This window comes from Corallococcus llansteffanensis, from assembly GCF_003612055.1.
In the GTDB taxonomy this organism is placed as follows: Bacteria; Myxococcota; Myxococcia; order Myxococcales; family Myxococcaceae; genus Corallococcus; species Corallococcus llansteffanensis.
On sequence record NZ_RAWB01000229.1, the window covers coordinates 1 to 14,736 of the forward strand.

Sequence of the window (14,736 nt, forward strand, 5' to 3'; positions counted from 1 at the left end):
CTCGGAGAGGGGTGCTTCGGGGGTGGGCTCCTGCGCGACGCCCGCCTTTGACTTGCCCCGGCGCTTCGTCCCGGTGCCGGCCTGCTTCGCGGTGCCGGCCTGCTTCGAGGTGCCGGCTTGCTTCGAACCGCCGGACGCCTCCGTGGTGTCGGACGCCTCAGTGGTGCCGGACGCTTCCGCGGTGCGGGCTGCCTTCGATGTGCTGGCCCGCTTCGAGGTTCCAGCCCGCTTCGAGCTGCCGGGCACATCCGCGGTGCCAGACGCCTTTGCAGTGCCGGCCCGCTTCGAGGTGCCGGATGCCTTCCCCGTACCGGACGTCTTCGCGGTGCCGGACTTCCGCACGGTGCCCGTCCGCCGGGTGGGCTGCGGGTCCTGCGCGGCCGCGGGCAGGGCCCACGACGTCAGCAGCACCGCCGAAAGGGCGAGGGCGAACCTGGACCTGTTCTTCATCATCTTCACGGCGCTTCTCACTTCAGGACCTCGATGACCGGGCTGCCCAACTGGGATTGCAGACGCTGGACGCGTTCCTTCTCTCGCGCGAGCAGCGTGGAGAGCTTCTGTGCCGCGCGGATGGCCTCTTCGCGGGCCTCGCGCTCGGACTCCGCGCTCTCCTCGGCGCGCTTCTTGGCGAACCGGGCGCGCAGCTGCGCTTCCTGGGCCCGCTCCAGCGCGGAGCCCAGCTCGTCGTTCTTGCTGAGCAGCTCCTGGTTGGCGAGCGCCACCTGCGCGTTGGCCTCCTCCGCCGCCTGTTGCGCCTTCTGACGCTCCAGCTCCTTGGCCTGCACTTCGGCCAGGCGCTGCTTCGCCTCCGTCTCCGCGCTCTGGGCCGAGGCCGCGGCGGCGCGCGCGATGATCTCCGACTCCTGGGCCGCCTGGGCCTGGCGTTCGGCCTCCTGTTGCGCGTTGCGGATGACGACGAGCGCCACCACCGCGGCCACCACCAGCAGTCCCAGGAACGTCGCGCTGCCCACGAGCAGCGCCCGCTTCAGCCGTTTGCCCTTCTTCGCCTGCGCGAAGACCGCCGCGAGGAAGTCCTGCTGCGACTGGGGCAGCTCGCCGCGATAGCGACGTTGGAAGCGCTGCGCCTCCTCCACCAGCTCACCGCGCCACAGCAGGTGCGGATCCAGGTTCTTGCCCTGCCACTGCCGGGCCGCGTTGCGAAGCTGCTCCAGGAAGGCCGAGTCCTCCTGGCCCTCGTCCAGCCAGCGCCGCAGCATGGGCCAGCTGTGCAGCAGCGACTCGTGGACGATCTCCACCGTCGCGCCGGTGGCACCGCTGCCGGTCTGCACGACGAGCAGGCGCGCCTGCACCAGGTGGTCGATGAGGCGCTGCATCTCGCCCGTGTCCTTCGTCAGCTCGCGCAGCTCGTCCAGGGACACGATGGCGCGCGTGCGCTCCGGGGTGACGAGCCGCAGGAAGAGGGCGCGCACCAGCGTGCGCTCCTGCGGGGACAGGCTCTCCAGCACGCTGTCGGCGTGGCTCGCCAGCGCGCCGGCGATGCCGCCCATGGCCTCGTAGGCGCTCTGGGTGAGCAGCCGGTTCGTGGTGTCGCGCGCCTCCCACAGCTGCGTCGCGGCGAACTGGAGCAGCGGCAGCGCGCCCTGGGTGGCGTCCAGGTGCTCCAGCATGCTGTCCACCATCGCGGGGGACTCGAACTGGTAGCCGGCCCGCTCCGCCGGCTGCACCAGCGCGTCCCGCAGGCCTTCGCGGTGGGGCGCGGTGAGGAAGTAGAGGCCCTGGCCCAGCTCCGCCATGAAGCGCTCGTCCTCCGGCACCCGGTCCAGGAAGTCCGACCGGATGGAGAGGATGACGCGGATGGGAGACGTGGCGTCGTCCGCGATGCCGGACAGGCACGCGGTGAAGGCCAGCCGCTCGCGCGCGTCCGGCACCAGCGTGTAGAGCTCCTCGAACTGGTCCACGAAGAGGAGGATCCTCCGGCGCTCGTGCCGGGCGCGGCTGCGCAGCACGTTGCCCACGTAGCCGGGCTCCGCGTGCAGCCGCTCCACCAGTCGCTGCTGCTCCTGGAGGTCGTCCTCGATGGTCGTCGACGAGCTCAGGAGCGGCGCGACGATGCTGGCCAGGGCCGACAGCGGGTTGCGGCCGGGGCGGATGACGAGCGCCTCCCAGGCGATGCCGGAGCGCTTGAGGACGGGCACCAGGCCCGCGCGCACGAACGAGGACTTGCCCGTGCCCGAGGGGCCCACGACGGCCAGCAGCGGCCGGTCGTTGATGCGGTTCACCAGGGCGGCGATCTCCCGGGTGCGGCCGAAGAAGCGGTCCGCGTCCGCCTCCTGGAAGGAGCTCAGGCCCGCGTAGGGGCTCTCGTCGACGCGCAGCTCGCGGCTGAAGCGGCCGGGGAGGAAGGGCTCCAGCGCGCGCAGCAGCGACGCCGCGTCCGGGAAACGCTCCTCCTTGCGCTTGAGCAGGCAGCGGTCCACGACGGCGGCCAGCTCCTGCGGCACGTCCGGCGCCATGGTGCGCAGCTTCGGCATGGGCTCATCCAGCATGCCCGTGACCATCAACTGCGGGCCGCGCAGCGGATCCAACGGGTGCTTGCCGGCGAGCATCCGGAACAGCATCAGGCCCACGGCCCAGATGTCCGTGCGGTTGTCGATGGGCACGCCGATGCCCCACTGCTCCGGGGACATGAACGCCATGGTGCCCATGATGGCGCCCTTGCGGGTGAGGTTGGACACGTCCTCGCCCATCCCCTCCACGGAGTGCAGGCGGGGCTGGGCGCCGGTGACGGGAGCGGGGGCCGCCTCCGGGGGCTCGTTGCCCTGGAGCACCTTGGCGATGCCGAAGTCGAGCACCTTGATGGCGCCCGAGTCCGTCACGACGATGTTCTCCGGCTTGAGGTCGCGGTGGACGATGCCCTGCTCGTGCGCGCACGCGAGTGCCTTCACCACCGGCACCATCAGCTCCACGGCGCGCGCGGCGGGCAGGCGCTGCTTGCCGAGCACCTTGTTGAGCGGCTGGCCCTGGAGGAACTCCAGCACCATGAACGGGCTGCCGCCCAGCTCGCCGACCTCGTAGATGATGACGATGTTCTCGTGGCTGCAGCGCGCCGTGGCGCGCGCCTCCAGGATGAAGCGCCGCGTGATGTCGGCGTCCTCGCTGTGCAGGAACTTGATGGCCACGCGGCGGCCGAGCCGCACGTCGCGCGCGAGGTAGACGGTGCCCATGCCGCCGCTGCCCAGCTCGCGGATGAGCTCGTAGTGTTGCAGGCGCAGGCCGGGCCGCGGCGCGGTGCCCACCGCCGTGACCGACGTGTCACCCGTCCCGGGCCTCGACGGTCCATCCCAGGTCGACGACGAGATGCCCGACGACGAGATGCCCGACGACGAGATGCCCGACGACGAGGTGGACGAGGTGGTGCCCGTCGGCCCCGTGGGCGACTCCACCGGGGCGGTCCCGAAGAGGGACTCCGCGTCCGCGGCCTGCGTTCGGTCCGACAGGTCGTCTTCGGCCATGCCCGTTACCCCCACCGCGGCGGGAGTCCACCGCATGGCACCTGCTTCGTTCTTCATCATGTCCGGCCACTTTTCCCGCGACGCATGTACGGCCACGGAGCGACCCAGGCGCTGTCCTTCCGGCTCACGGAAAGCATCCTGGGTGCGACCCCCCGGTCCGCCACCACGGACCGGAATCATACACGGACACTGAAGCGCGGATAGTTCACGCCCCCCGGCCGGGGATGTCTGGTTTGTCCTTGGTGGGCAGGCAGGCGGGCGGGCGACTCAATGACTCTCGAACACGAGGAGTCGGTTGTTACCCGCGTCCGGGACCACGACGTGGGGCCACGCCAGGAGCAGGCCGCTGGGGCGGAAGAGGCTCCGGGCGCTCGGGGCGGAGGTGTCTGGATCGACCTGGCGCGCGGAGGTGAGGTCCGCCTGTCCGAGGACGAGGTCGGCCGGGGCGCCGTTGGACTGGGGGAGTTGGTTCCAACCCAGCACGCGGTGGTTCTGGTTGTCGGCGACGAAGAGCTGCTGGCCGGTGGACGCGACGAAGTAGGGCGAGTTCATCCCGGACGCGGAGGTGGAGGGCAGCCGCGAGGTGAAGCCCGGCTGGCCGAGGACGACGTCGGCGGGCTGGCCGTTCCGGGTGGGAAAGGTGTTCCAGAGCAGGACGCGGTGGTTCGCGAAGTCGACCACGGCGAGCCGGGTCCCGTCGGTCCACACGCCGGTGGGGCTCCACAGGGTGGAGGCGGAGGGGGCGGCGTCCTTCACCTGGTCGCCGTTCGCGTCGTTCGCGGTGCAGGTGGTGGGCGAGCCCTGCCCGAGCACGAGGTCCGCGGCCGCTCCATTCGTGGTGGGGAGCGTGTTCCACACGAGGACGCGGTTGTGGCCGCTGTCCGCCACGACCAGCTTCCCGTGGCCCACGAACACGTCCTCCGGGCCCTGGAGCGTCCGGCTGTCGCAGTCGATGCGGCTGGGGCCCTCGAAGCCGGCCTGCCCGACGACGAGCGTGGGCAGGCTCGCGGGGAGTGGGGCGTGCAGCAGGACGCGGCTGTTGTCCGGGTCGGTGACGGCGAGCCGGCTCCCATCACTGGAGAGGCCTTCCGGACCCGAGAGGCCGGCCTGTCCGGCGCCGGTGGCGGTGCTCACGAAGTCGGGCTGACCGAGCACGAGGGTCGCGCCTGCGCCGCTCACCGTGGGCACTCCGTCGAAGCCGAGGACGCGACGGTTGCCCTGATCCGACACATAGAGCCGCCCGCCCGCGAGCGCCGGGTTGCCCCACGGAACCGACAGGGTGCCGGGGCCCGCGGCGCCGTCCCGGTTGGGCTCGTTGCTCGTGAAGTCCGCCTGACCGACCACGGTGCGGGCCGCCTGGAAGCTGTCCAGCGCGTACCAGTGGACGCAGCGGACGGAGACGTCCTCCACGTTGCCCGCCACCGTCCCCTGCTCGTGGCTCACGGTGCAGCGCTGGCCGGTGGGCAGCGAGACCAGACTGACGGTGTAGGCGCCGCCTTTGGGCAGCCGCGTCTTGAAGGTGAAGCGGCCGTTGCTGGTGACCTGGAGCGTTTCGCCGCCGAGCCCCAACTCGAGCGTCCCTGCCAGGCCCTCCACCGTGCCGCCAATCGAATACGTCCGCGCCGCGCAGTGCACGAGCACGGGGCCGACGTCCGCGCCGGCCACCGTTCCCATGCCGTCTTCGACGAAGCACTCCTGCTCCGGGGGCGAGGCGGTCACGATGACCGTGTAGTCGCTGCGGTCCGCCAGCCGGGTTTCGAACGTGAAGGGCCCATCCGCCGCGAGGGTGAGCTGCTCCCGGCCGTTGAGCTGGAGGGTGAGGGTGCCGTCCAGCCCGCCGAGTCTGCCTCCCACGAGGAAGGTCGGGGGAGGGGGCGTGGGCGTTGTCTCTGCGCCGCACGCGGCCATCAGCGTGAACAGACCCAGGAGACAGAGACGGTGGAGGCGCATGGTCTGTCTTATGTCATGGCCCTCGCATCGGTGACCACTGGACGCCTGGGCCGAGACAGGCTGGTGTGCGCGCGACCCGTCTCCCCAGGAGGTCTCCCATGGCCCACATCCAGAAGATCGTCACGTTCCTGTGGTTCAACAAAAACGCGGAGGAGGCGGCGCGCTTCTACACGTCCCTCTTCAAGGACTCGCAGGTCCTGGCCATCACACGCTACGGAGAGGGAGGCCCCGGCGCGAAGGGGTCGGTCATGACGTGTGACTTCCAGCTCGCGGGGCAGAAGTTCACCGCGCTCAACGGCGGGCCCCAGTTCCCGTTCACGGAGGCCATCTCGCTGTCGGTGAACTGTGACACGCAGGCGGAGATCGATGACCTGTGGAACAAGCTCACGGCGGACGGGGGCAAGCCGGTGGCGTGTGGCTGGCTCAAGGACCGCTTCGGGTTGTTCTGGCAGATCGTCCCGTCCGTGCTGCCGGAGCTGTTGAATGCCAGCGACCCGGAGCGCTCGAACCGGGTCATGCAGGCCGTCCAGAACATGGTGAAGCTGGACCTCGCCGCGCTGAAGCAGGCGGCGGAAGGACGGTAGTTCGAGCTACGTGGGCCGGGCTGCTTCACTCCCGCGCTGACGCGAACGAACCCATCGCCTGGAGGAGTGGAGCCCGCGCAACACCCCTCTCAGGACCGATTGCTGGCTGGCCAGGAGGAGCAGGTAGCTCCACACGGAGCTGCCGCGGCGGTTCAGCAGGGCATGGGCGAAATCGAGCACGCTCTGGTCCACGTAGCGCGGGACGTTCTCGAACCACTCGGTGCTGGCGCGCGCCGCGAGCTGGATCGCGAGCAGGGCGGAGCGCCGCTCTTCGTCGTAGGCCTTGAGCGCGGTGGGAAGGTCGGCGTGTTCGCGCAGCTGCCGGGCGAGCCCGATGGCATCCTGGATGGCCAGCTTCGTCCCGGAGCCAATCGAGAAATGGGTGGTGTGGGCGGCGTCGCCCATGAGCGCGACCTTGTCGTGGTACCAGCGCTCGTTGTGGATGCGTTTGAAGTTCAGCCACGGCGCCTTGCCCATCCCGCGCAGCTGGTTGAACAGGGAATGGCCCGCCAGCCGTCGCTTGAAGATGCCCTCCAGGCGCCGGAGGGTCTCGTCGGGCCCGAGCTTGCCGAAGCCCAGGGCCTCCCAGGTGTGCTGCTGGCACTCGACGATGCAGGTGCTGGTCTCCGTGTTGAAGCGGTAGGCATGGAACCAGATCCACCCGGCGGGGGTCTGCTCGAAGGCGAACGTGAAGGCGTCGAACACCTTGTCGGTGCCCAGCCAGATGTACTTGTTCGTCCCCTCCACGACCTGGGTCTTGAAGTGGGAGGCGTGCCGTTGGCGCAGCCCGCTGTTGACGCCATCGCAGGCGACGATGAGGTCCGCGTCCGCGTAGGCGGACAGGTCCTGGACATCGCATTGGTAGCGCACGTCGACGCCGAGCCCCTTGGCCCGCCGGGTCAGGATGTCGAGCAGCCGGTCACGCCCGAGGCTGAACCCATCCCCGCCCACGCGGGTGGCCTGCTGGTCACGGAGGTGCACTTCCTGCGTGTCCCAGCGGGCCGCGGCCTCCGCGATCTCCCGCGCGCTCACGGGGTCGTTGCGGTAGAGGTCGTCGACCAGGTCGTTCCAGAACACGACGCCCCAGCCATACGTCACCCCCGGGGCGTTGCGTTCGAGGACGGTGACGTCGTGCTTCTCGCGCGACAGCTTCGCCAGGATCGAGAAATACAGCCCGGCCGGTCCACCGCCGACACATACGATTTTCATGTCTTTCCTAGTACCGGGTCGGGGCTGGAACGGATGCTGTTCCCGGGCGCGAAAGGACATTCGAGACAGGACAGAAGAGAGCCCGGCGTGGGGGCAGGGATGCTCCGCGGGCTGAGGGGGGTGGTAGCAATCAGACACAACCGCGGTACGCAGTCCTGGGGGGAAGCCGGCATGAGGTCAAGGCTGGTGGCGCTCCTTGTCCGGGGGGGGCTTTCTTGCTCCCTGAGTTGGCTTGTTCAGGGGGTAACTGTAGATTCGGCTGCAATTGGGTGTTTTCGAGGGAGGTCTGCTGTCTGTGAGCGCACCATTCCGTGAAGGCGTTGACCTGCCCGTACTCCAGAAAGAACAGGCGGAGCCGATTTGGACTCCGCGGACAGGTTGGATCATCGGAGTCGATAGCCGGGGGCGGCCTGTCGTGGACTTCGAGGGCAATACCGTGGGGCCAAGGATTGCCCGCAGGTTGGTCCACCTCGTTCCGCAGATGCTGCGGGCCGTCATCGATCAGCGTCGTCCCGTGGTGCTCCGCTTCGAAGACGGGGACGCGCTCCTGCCCATCATCGTCGCCGTGGACGAACCGCAGGCGCTCCCTCCTGAGCAGAAGCCCGAGGTGCTTGAACGTACGGCATCCCGTGGAAGCGGCCAGGATGAGGGGGCCTTCCGTCTGATTGAGGGAAAGGACGAGCTCGTTCTTCAATGCGGAAAGGCCAGCATCACGCTGCGCCGCAATGGCAAGGTCATCATCAAGGGAACGTACGTCGAAACCCACTCCGAAGGAGTCAACCGCATCAAGGGTGGCTCTGTGCAGTTCAACTAGGCAGGAATGACCTCCGTTCTGATGGATGTCGTCGAGACGCACCTCGACGAGGCAACGTGGCTCTGGGGGCAGTGGCAGCGCGCGCTGCTCGCGCCGGACTTCGATCTGGCGGACACGATGGAAATGGAGGAGCGACTTCTGGCGCATGTGGATGGACTGGTCGAAGGCGGACCGGTGGTGGGCACCGCCCTGCTGGCGCCAGCGCTCGAGTCAGCGGAGACGGCCCGGATATCCGCGGCATTCCTCGCCCTGCTGAACACCGCGCCCTCCGCGGACCAGGTGCGAGCGCTGCTGCGGGGGGCCGAGCCCCTCGCGCGCGGTTCCATGCAGCGGGCGCTGGAGGTGTACGAGGGACGGGGGCTCGCGGAGGTCCTGCGGCCCCTCCTGCGGACCGATGATGCGGAACTCCAGGCCCTGGTCCTGGAGACGCTCGTGTTTCGAGATGAGGGCTTGGAGGACGACCTGCTGGCCGACTTCCTCCGTCACGAGGATGCGCGTGTCCGCATGGCTGCCCTGCGGGGCCTGAGGGAGCCCGGGCAGCCCCGGGTGCGCCACCTGCTGCTGCAAGGGCTGCTCTCGGCTCACGCGGGCATCCGGATGGCGGCCATCGAGGTCGCGCTCACCGCAGGACTGCGGGAAGCCTGGGACGCCTGCAGGCAGGCCCTCAAGACGCAGGGACCCGAGGGGCGGCAGGCCCTGGTGCTCTGGGCCCTCGGCAGCGATGAAGAAGAATCCGGCCTTCTTGTCGAGGGCCTGAAGCACCCGGCACGCCGTGCGGATGCTTTGTGGGCGCTTGGATTCAGCGGCCGGCTTGCCGCGGCGGAGGCCTGCCTGGAGTGGCTGGGTGACAAGACGGTGGGGCGGCTCGCGGCCGAGTCCTTCAGTGGGATTACCGGCCTTCGCGTGGAGGGCTCCTATGTCATTCCCCCCGAGCAACTTCAGGAGGAGCCCATCCCCTTGCATGAGGAGGATCTCGATGCGGACCTCTCCTCCAGACCTGAGGACGATCTTCCTGTGCCAGATGCCGCCGCAACCGCTTCCTGGTGGCGGGGGGCTCAGGGGAACTTCGCCCAGGGAACGCGCTACCTGATGGGGTACCCCTACCAGGGCGGAGCCCTCCTGACTGCCCTGATGCACGGCCCCATGCGACGGCGGCACGTCTGGGCATGGGAGCTGACCGTCCGCAGCCGGGGGGCCTGCCGCGTACCGACCCACGCCTTTTCCCGGCGCCAGCATGCCGCGCTGGAGCGGGTGAAGACGATGGCGCCTCGTCTCTCCATGGCCTCGTTCTTGAGGCTCCCCACGGCAGGGTAGGGCCAGGGAACGCCATGCTCCAACTGCGCAACCAGACGCCCTTCGTCCCCGCCATGTTCCTGTTTCCCGATGAGCGGGGCGTGGACACGCTCTATGTCGCCTTGAAGGGCGCCTTCGAACTGCGCGGCGGTGCCCTGTTCGTGGCCGAGAAGCAGCAGCCGCTGGTCATGGCGGACGAATACGTGGGGGAGCCTGGAAGCTCGGGCCTGAAGAAGGCGGGTGAGGCGCACCTGCTGAAGCCGGGGACGGATGTGCTGGTCTCGGGTGAGGTCCACGCGCCGAAGGGCCGGCCGGTGGATTCGTGCCTCGCATCCGTCCGGGTAGGGCCCGTGCGCCAGGTGCTCCAGGTGTTCGGTGACCGGAAGTGGAAGGGGGGGCTGGTCGCTCCCAGGATTTCCTCACCGGAGCCTTTCACGCGGATGCCGCTCATGTGGGAGCGGGCCTTCGGTGGGACGCACGAGGTCGGGGAGGGACATGTGCTGGCGGAGGCTCGCAACCCCGTAGGTCAGGGCTTCCGGGGCAAGCGGAGCGGCTCGGAGATGGTGGGGCGGGCGCTTCCGAACCTGGAGGACCCGCAGCACTTGATGAGCTCCATCTCGGATGCGCCCGCTCCCGTGGGGTTGGGGCCGGTGGCGCCCGCATGGGAACCCCGCCGGCGCTTCGCTGGGACCTATGACGAGGCCTGGCAAACGCGGCGGGCGCCCTATCTGCCGCAGGACTTCCGGCCCGAGTTCTTCTGTACCGCGCCCCCCGCCTTGCGCGTTCGCGAAGGGCTGAAGGGAGGTGAGGTGGTGGAGTGTCTCCACCTGTCCCCCGAGGGAGGCCACCGCTTCACGTTGCCGCGCTGCGAACTGGCGGTGACCGTGCGGATCGCAGGCAAGCCCGAGCCCGTCATCATGAGGCTGGAAACGGTGCTGCTGGAGCCGGGCGCGGGGAGATTGTCCCTCGGCTGGCGAGGGGCCATTGGCTGCGACAAGCGGGCTCTGAAGATCGAGGAGGCCCGCTTCGAGGTCCAGTCGCTGGAAGGGGTCGAGGACTGAGATGGCGGCACGGCTCGCGGCGGAAATCCTGGGGTTGGGTGCGGTGACACCGGTGGGGTTGACGGCGGGGGCCACGGCCGCGGCCGTCCGCGCCGGCATCACGCGCCTGCGTGAGTCGTCCATCCACGACAAATACGTGGCTCCGCTGGTCACCGGCTTCCTGGATGAGGCCGAGGTTCCACCCCTCCTGGCGGTCCTGGCGGCCCCACTGGAGGCGGCGACGGAGCGCCATCGGCGCATGGTCCGGCTGGCGGCCCCGGCGCTTCAGGAGGCGGCCCGTGGCCTCACCCATCGCGTGCCGTTGCTGCTGGCCCTTCCTGAGGCCCCCCCATGGGGGGACCCCGTTCACGAGGGCTTCCTCGGGCACCTGGTGGAGCAGAGCGGTGTGGCGCTGGACGTGAAGCAGAGTCAGGTGCTTCGCCTGGGCCGAGCCGGGAGCCTGGTGGCGGTGGAGCGCGCGTTGGAGCTGCTGGCGACGCGGCGCGTGCCGACCCTCCTCGTGGGCGGTGTGGACACGTATCGGGATGCGCGCCTGCTGGCCATGCTGGACGCGGAGGGGCGGCTCCACAATGGCCCCCTGCCAGATGGGCTCATCCCGGGCGAGGGCGCGGCGTTCCTGCTGCTGGGAAGGCCCGGTGAGGGTCAGCGCCAGGGATTGCCTGTGCTGGGGCAGCTGCTGGGTGGGGGCAGCGGCGCCGAACCGGGTCACCGGTACAGCGAGGAGCCCTACCTGGGCGAAGGGCTGTCCCAGGCCTTCCGCTCCCTGTTCGAGCGTGTCCAGGCGCAGTCTTCGCGCGTCCGCTGCGTCTACACCGGGTTCAATGGTGAGCGCTTCTGGACGAAGGAGTGGGGCGTGGCCTACCTGCGCCATGCGCGGCACTTCGAAGAGGGCGTCCGCATCGAGCACCCCGTCGAGTCCATGGGCGACCTGGGCGCCGCGCTGGGCGGGGTGATGGTCATGCTGGCCGCCACCGGGCTGAGGAAGGGCTACCGGGAAGGGCCATGTCTGGTGTGGTGCTCCTCGGACAGGGAGGAGCGCGCCGCGGTCCTTGTCGACGGGGCGTAGCGTAGAGTGGCGCCAGGGAGAGGGGCTTCCAATGGGAACGAAGGTCTTCGCCAATGGACGAGGCATTGCCACCGAGGACGGCGGTGGGCAGAGCATCGTCTTTCCGGATGTCTGCAAGACGCCGAGCCCGGGAGGGCCCGTGCCCATCCCCTATCCCAATATCGGCAAGTCCTCGGATGCGGACAAGGGCCCCAAGAAGGTCACCGTGAACGGGAAGATGCCCATGGTGAAGGGTGCCCAGTACAAGCAGACCGCGGGCGACGAGGCTGGCACCGCGGGTGGGGGCGTGGTGAGCGGCTCCACCAAGGGGCCCGCGGAGTTCATGCTCTACTCATTCGACGTGAAGTTCGAAGGCAAGAACGTATGCCGGCTGGGGGACCCGCTCTTCCACAACAAGAAGAACATCATGGGCTGATGCAGGGGGCCGCCTACTCGCTGTAGCCCTCTGCTGGCAGGAAGCAAATGCCTCGCAGCTTCGCCTTCTCCACCGCCTTCTTGATGCTCTCGTCCGCCAGGACGATGTTGAACGCCTCGGACAGGCGGAAGAGCTTGAAGCCCTGGAGCTTCGACTCATCCAGGTGGAGTTCGTCGATGGCCCGTATCATGTCCGGCTTGAGCGGGGACCTCTCGTAGACAGAGGCCTCCAGGTCCATGCAGGCCACGCGCCCCAAGATGTTGGCCGCGAAGTAGTCCTGCTTCACCTCACCCGTCACCGTATTGACGATGCGCACGGGGTAGTAGTCCACGTTGTCCACGCCCGCCCCTTCCAGCACCTTGCGGAACTTCGCGGACACGACGAGGCCGCGGAAGGTCGTCCAGACGAAGTCGAGCACTTCTCCCTGGTTCTTCTCGTCCAGGATGAAGTCGAAGACAGGCAGGGGCTGCTCCAGTCGGGTCCCTTGGTCGAGGTGGACGTTGTCGGCACCGGGAATGCTGGGGCGCTTCATGATCATCACCCCCGTGTCCTTGTCGTCCGAGCTGATGACATAGAGCATTACGTGTTGTCTCCTGATGCGTGGGGTACGTGCTGGGAGCGGAGCTTCTCGGCATGGAGTCGCTCGCGTCGAGCGTATTCCTGCAGCGCGTGGTTGTACTCGTTGAGCGCGTCGGTGCGCACGGGCCAGAAGCCCTTTCCGGTGCGGATGGCGAGAATCTTGGCCCGAGCCGTGTGAGCGAGTGCCACGATCGCTTCCGCGATGGCCTTCTGGGGGACCAGGGTTCCATCGGTGTCCAGGGAGCAGATTCCGTCTGCTTCCTGTTCGAGCCGCTCAATCCGGGTTCGAATCGGGTTCATGTAGCCCGAGGGATGGTTGCCATCGTGGGCCTGGAGCTGGTGGAGCGGGATGTCCATGAGGAACTGCGGAAGCATCATGCCGTTCTCAACGCCATCGCCGTCGTAGTCGACCAGGACCAGGTTGTCCTTGAGCGTCGAGGTCTGTTCGAGGAGTGAGGTCGGGACGAGGTGATGGCCCTGGGTCTTGTACTCGTAGGTCATCGTCGCGTAGTCGCCCCCGTCCTCCCGAAGCCGCTTCCTTCCCTGTCCAAACGTCTTCGGGTCCCAGGGCTGCATGCCCGCGGTGATCCAGGCCGCGCGATAGCCACCCCCCTTTTTAATCTGACCCTTGGAAGGGTACTGGAGTTGTTGCTTGTGCTGCTTCTTGCAACTCGACCACTTGCACCCATGGAGGGTCTCATTCTCAGGGGGAGAGACCACGACATTGACGGCTTCGCCGAACTCGCTCATGGCATCTCCTGGCCTGATGGGTTGGCCGGATGAAATCCAATGGGGACGTGCTTGGCGCCACCATACGTCATGTCAGCGCAGTCTGTGCTGGAGGTGGCGGTGGGGCGCGCGTCCTCGATGAGGTTACCCTCACGGGACTGGAACCCATGGCCCCGGCGTGACAGGACCGTGAAGGATGGAACGCCACGAGGGGGCACAGCGCGTCGCGTGCGCAACACTGGAAACGCCCCCAGGGGTTCAGGCGTAGGCAACGCGGCGCGAGACCATCGCATCCGGGCCGGCTGCCGGTTAATCGTGGGGACTCGACTTCCAGGGTGGGACCCTTCAGGGACTTCATGCTCAGCACGACCCGTCACGACACCACGCCCGCACCTTCCTTGAGCGCGGTGGGGCGCGCGCTCCCGCCGCACTACGCCAGCCAGGAGCAGCTCATCGCGGCGCTGCGCGACCTGTGGGCGACGAAGCACTTCAACCTGGAGCGGCTGGAGGACCTGCACCGCAACGTGCAGGTGGGCGGCCGGCACCTGGCGCTGCCCCTGGAGCAATATCCCGCGCTCGCGACCTTCCAGCAGCGCAACGACGCGTGGATCCGCGTCGCCACGGAGCTGTCGGAGACGGTGGCGCGCCAGGCGCTGGAGCGCGCGGGGCTGACACCGAAGGCCGTGGACCACGTCTTCTTCGTCACCGTGACGGGCATCGCCACCCCCAGCGTGGATGCGCGGCTGGTCAACCGGATGGGCTTCCGCGAGGACGTGAAGCGCACCCCCATCTTCGGCCTGGGCTGCGTGGCGGGCGCGGCGGGGCTGGCGCGGGCGTCGGACTACCTGCGCGCGTTCCCGAAGCAGACGGCGCTGCTCATCGCCACGGAGCTGTGCTCGCTGACGCTCCAGCGCGAGGACCTGTCCATCCCCAACATCATCGCCTCCGGCCTCTTCGGCGACGGCGCGGCGTGCGTGGTGCTGCGCGGCGCGGAAGCACCCGGGGCCACGGGGCCGCGCGTGGTGGGCTCGCGGTCGGTGTTCTACCCGGACACCGAGCGGGTGATGGGCTGGGACGTGGTGGACACGGGCTTCAAGGTGGTGCTGTCCGCGAAGGTGCCGCAGCTCGTGAAGGAGCACATCCGGGGCAACGTGGATGGCTTCCTCTCCGAGCACGGGCTGACCCGCAAGGACGTGCGGCACTGGGTGGCGCACACCGGTGGGCCCAAGGTGCTGGAGGGCTTCGAGTCCGCGCTGGAGCTGGAGGCGGGCGCGCTGGAGCGCTCGTGGAACTCGCTGCGCCAGGTGGGCAACCTGTCCAGCGCGTCGGTGCTCTTCGTGCTGGGCGAGACGCTGGAGGAGGCGGGCGCGAAGCCGGGCGACTGGGGTGTGGTGATGGCGATGGGTCCGGGCTTCTGCGCGGAGATGGTGCTGGTGCGATGGTGACCGGCACGCAGACGCTGTTCCTGGGCTTCATGTCGCTGCTCATCGCGGAGCGGCTGCTGGAGCTGGTCCTGTCCAAGCGCAACGCGGCGCGGGCCTTCGCGCGGGGCGGGGTGGAGAC

General features: G+C 68.8%; 13 protein-coding genes. 8 read left to right on the forward strand and 5 right to left on the reverse strand.

The annotated features are described in order from the left end of the window. A partial coding sequence (locus D7V93_RS21345; RefSeq protein WP_208723092.1) for a hypothetical protein occupies positions 1–487 on the forward strand: 487 nt, incomplete at its 5' end. Here the strand turns inward: D7V93_RS21345 and D7V93_RS21350 are convergent. Both D7V93_RS21350 and D7V93_RS21355 read right to left on the reverse strand, forming a co-directional pair. Continuing rightward, complete coding sequence (locus D7V93_RS21350; RefSeq protein WP_244237419.1) at positions 468–3,533, reverse strand: serine/threonine-protein kinase; 3,066 nt, start codon at positions 3,531–3,533, stop codon at positions 468–470. The two genes, D7V93_RS21345 and D7V93_RS21350, sit on opposite strands and share 20 nt — an antisense overlap. A gap of 207 nt (positions 3,534–3,740) precedes the next feature. Then, entirely contained in the window at positions 3,741–5,423 is a 1,683-nt protein-coding gene (locus D7V93_RS21355; RefSeq protein ID WP_120645173.1) for an NHL repeat-containing protein, read from the reverse strand. 98 nt (positions 5,424–5,521) lie between these two features. Here D7V93_RS21355 and D7V93_RS21360 point away from each other — a divergent pair, with 98 nt between their 5' ends. Continuing rightward, positions 5,522–6,007, forward strand: coding sequence for a VOC family protein (locus D7V93_RS21360; RefSeq protein ID WP_208723093.1), 486 nt, complete (start codon positions 5,522–5,524; stop codon positions 6,005–6,007). 6 nt (positions 6,008–6,013) lie between these two features. Here the strand turns inward: D7V93_RS21360 and D7V93_RS21365 are convergent, their stop codons facing one another. Next, the gene (locus tag D7V93_RS21365; protein ID WP_120645174.1) at positions 6,014–7,216 is read right to left on the reverse strand and encodes an FAD-dependent monooxygenase; all 1,203 of its coding nucleotides are present in this window, start codon (positions 7,214–7,216) and stop codon (positions 6,014–6,016) included. Between the two features lie 295 nt (positions 7,217–7,511). On the opposite strand from D7V93_RS21365, the gene D7V93_RS21370 reads away from it, so the two are divergent. From D7V93_RS21370 to D7V93_RS21390, 5 genes are read left to right on the forward strand one after another with little or no spacing between them, the layout of a single operon-like run. Then, positions 7,512–8,030, forward strand: a complete 519-nt coding sequence (locus D7V93_RS21370; RefSeq protein WP_279636934.1) for a DUF6484 domain-containing protein — start codon at positions 7,512–7,514, stop codon at positions 8,028–8,030. A gap of 21 nt (positions 8,031–8,051) precedes the next feature. Continuing rightward, on the forward strand, positions 8,052–9,344 hold the full coding sequence (locus D7V93_RS21375) for a TIGR02270 family protein (protein ID WP_158623809.1): 1,293 nt from the start codon (positions 8,052–8,054) through the stop codon (positions 9,342–9,344). A 14-nt stretch (positions 9,345–9,358) separates the two neighbouring features. Further along, positions 9,359–10,384, forward strand: a complete 1,026-nt coding sequence (locus tag D7V93_RS21380) for a DUF2169 family type VI secretion system accessory protein (RefSeq protein WP_120645176.1) — start codon at positions 9,359–9,361, stop codon at positions 10,382–10,384. Between the two features lies 1 nt (position 10,385). Continuing rightward, the gene (locus D7V93_RS47420; RefSeq protein WP_158623810.1) at positions 10,386–11,450 is read left to right on the forward strand and encodes a hypothetical protein; all 1,065 of its coding nucleotides are present in this window, start codon (positions 10,386–10,388) and stop codon (positions 11,448–11,450) included. A 31-nt stretch (positions 11,451–11,481) separates the two neighbouring features. Then, positions 11,482–11,865, forward strand: a complete 384-nt coding sequence (locus tag D7V93_RS21390) for a DUF4150 domain-containing protein (protein WP_120645177.1) — start codon at positions 11,482–11,484, stop codon at positions 11,863–11,865. Positions 11,866–11,878: 13 nt separating this feature from the next. Here D7V93_RS21390 and D7V93_RS21395 read toward each other — a convergent pair whose 3' ends face one another. Together D7V93_RS21395 and D7V93_RS21400 are read right to left on the reverse strand one after the other, a co-directional pair. Continuing rightward, a complete protein-coding gene (locus tag D7V93_RS21395) occupies positions 11,879–12,445 on the reverse strand; it encodes an imm11 family protein (protein WP_120645178.1) in 567 nt (188 codons plus the stop codon). Beyond that, positions 12,445–13,194 carry an AHH domain-containing protein gene (locus D7V93_RS21400; RefSeq protein WP_120645179.1) on the reverse strand — a complete coding sequence of 250 codons (750 nt, stop codon included), beginning with the start codon at positions 13,192–13,194 and terminating at the stop codon, positions 12,445–12,447. Before D7V93_RS21400 ends, D7V93_RS21395 begins: the two co-directional genes overlap by 1 nt. Before the next feature lie 335 nt (positions 13,195–13,529). On the opposite strand from D7V93_RS21400, the gene D7V93_RS21405 reads away from it, so the two are divergent. Next, on the forward strand, positions 13,530–14,618 hold the full coding sequence (locus tag D7V93_RS21405) for a type III polyketide synthase (RefSeq protein WP_120645182.1): 1,089 nt from the start codon (positions 13,530–13,532) through the stop codon (positions 14,616–14,618). Positions 14,619–14,736 lie beyond the last annotated feature (118 nt).

Bases quoted from the DNA above. Each gene is read 5' to 3' on its own strand.
- D7V93_RS21365 (WP_120645174.1), bottom strand. From the start codon at position 7,216: ATGAAAATCGTATGTGTCGGCGGTGGACCGGCCGGGCTGTATTTCTCG.
- D7V93_RS21360 (WP_208723093.1), top strand. From the start codon at position 5,522: ATGGCCCACATCCAGAAGATCGTCACGTTCCTGTGGTTCAACAAAAAC.
- D7V93_RS21380 (WP_120645176.1), top strand. From the start codon at position 9,359: ATGCTCCAACTGCGCAACCAGACGCCCTTCGTCCCCGCCATGTTCCTG.
- D7V93_RS21400 (WP_120645179.1), bottom strand. From the start codon at position 13,194: ATGAGCGAGTTCGGCGAAGCCGTCAATGTCGTGGTCTCTCCCCCTGAG.
- D7V93_RS21390 (WP_120645177.1), top strand. From the start codon at position 11,482: ATGGGAACGAAGGTCTTCGCCAATGGACGAGGCATTGCCACCGAGGAC.
- D7V93_RS21375 (WP_158623809.1), top strand. From the start codon at position 8,052: ATGGATGTCGTCGAGACGCACCTCGACGAGGCAACGTGGCTCTGGGGG.
- D7V93_RS21350 (WP_244237419.1), bottom strand. From the start codon at position 3,533: ATGATGAAGAACGAAGCAGGTGCCATGCGGTGGACTCCCGCCGCGGTG.
- D7V93_RS21355 (WP_120645173.1), bottom strand. From the start codon at position 5,423: ATGCGCCTCCACCGTCTCTGTCTCCTGGGTCTGTTCACGCTGATGGCC.
- D7V93_RS21395 (WP_120645178.1), bottom strand. From the start codon at position 12,445: ATGCTCTATGTCATCAGCTCGGACGACAAGGACACGGGGGTGATGATC.
- D7V93_RS47420 (WP_158623810.1), top strand. From the start codon at position 10,386: ATGGCGGCACGGCTCGCGGCGGAAATCCTGGGGTTGGGTGCGGTGACA.
- D7V93_RS21405 (WP_120645182.1), top strand. From the start codon at position 13,530: ATGCTCAGCACGACCCGTCACGACACCACGCCCGCACCTTCCTTGAGC.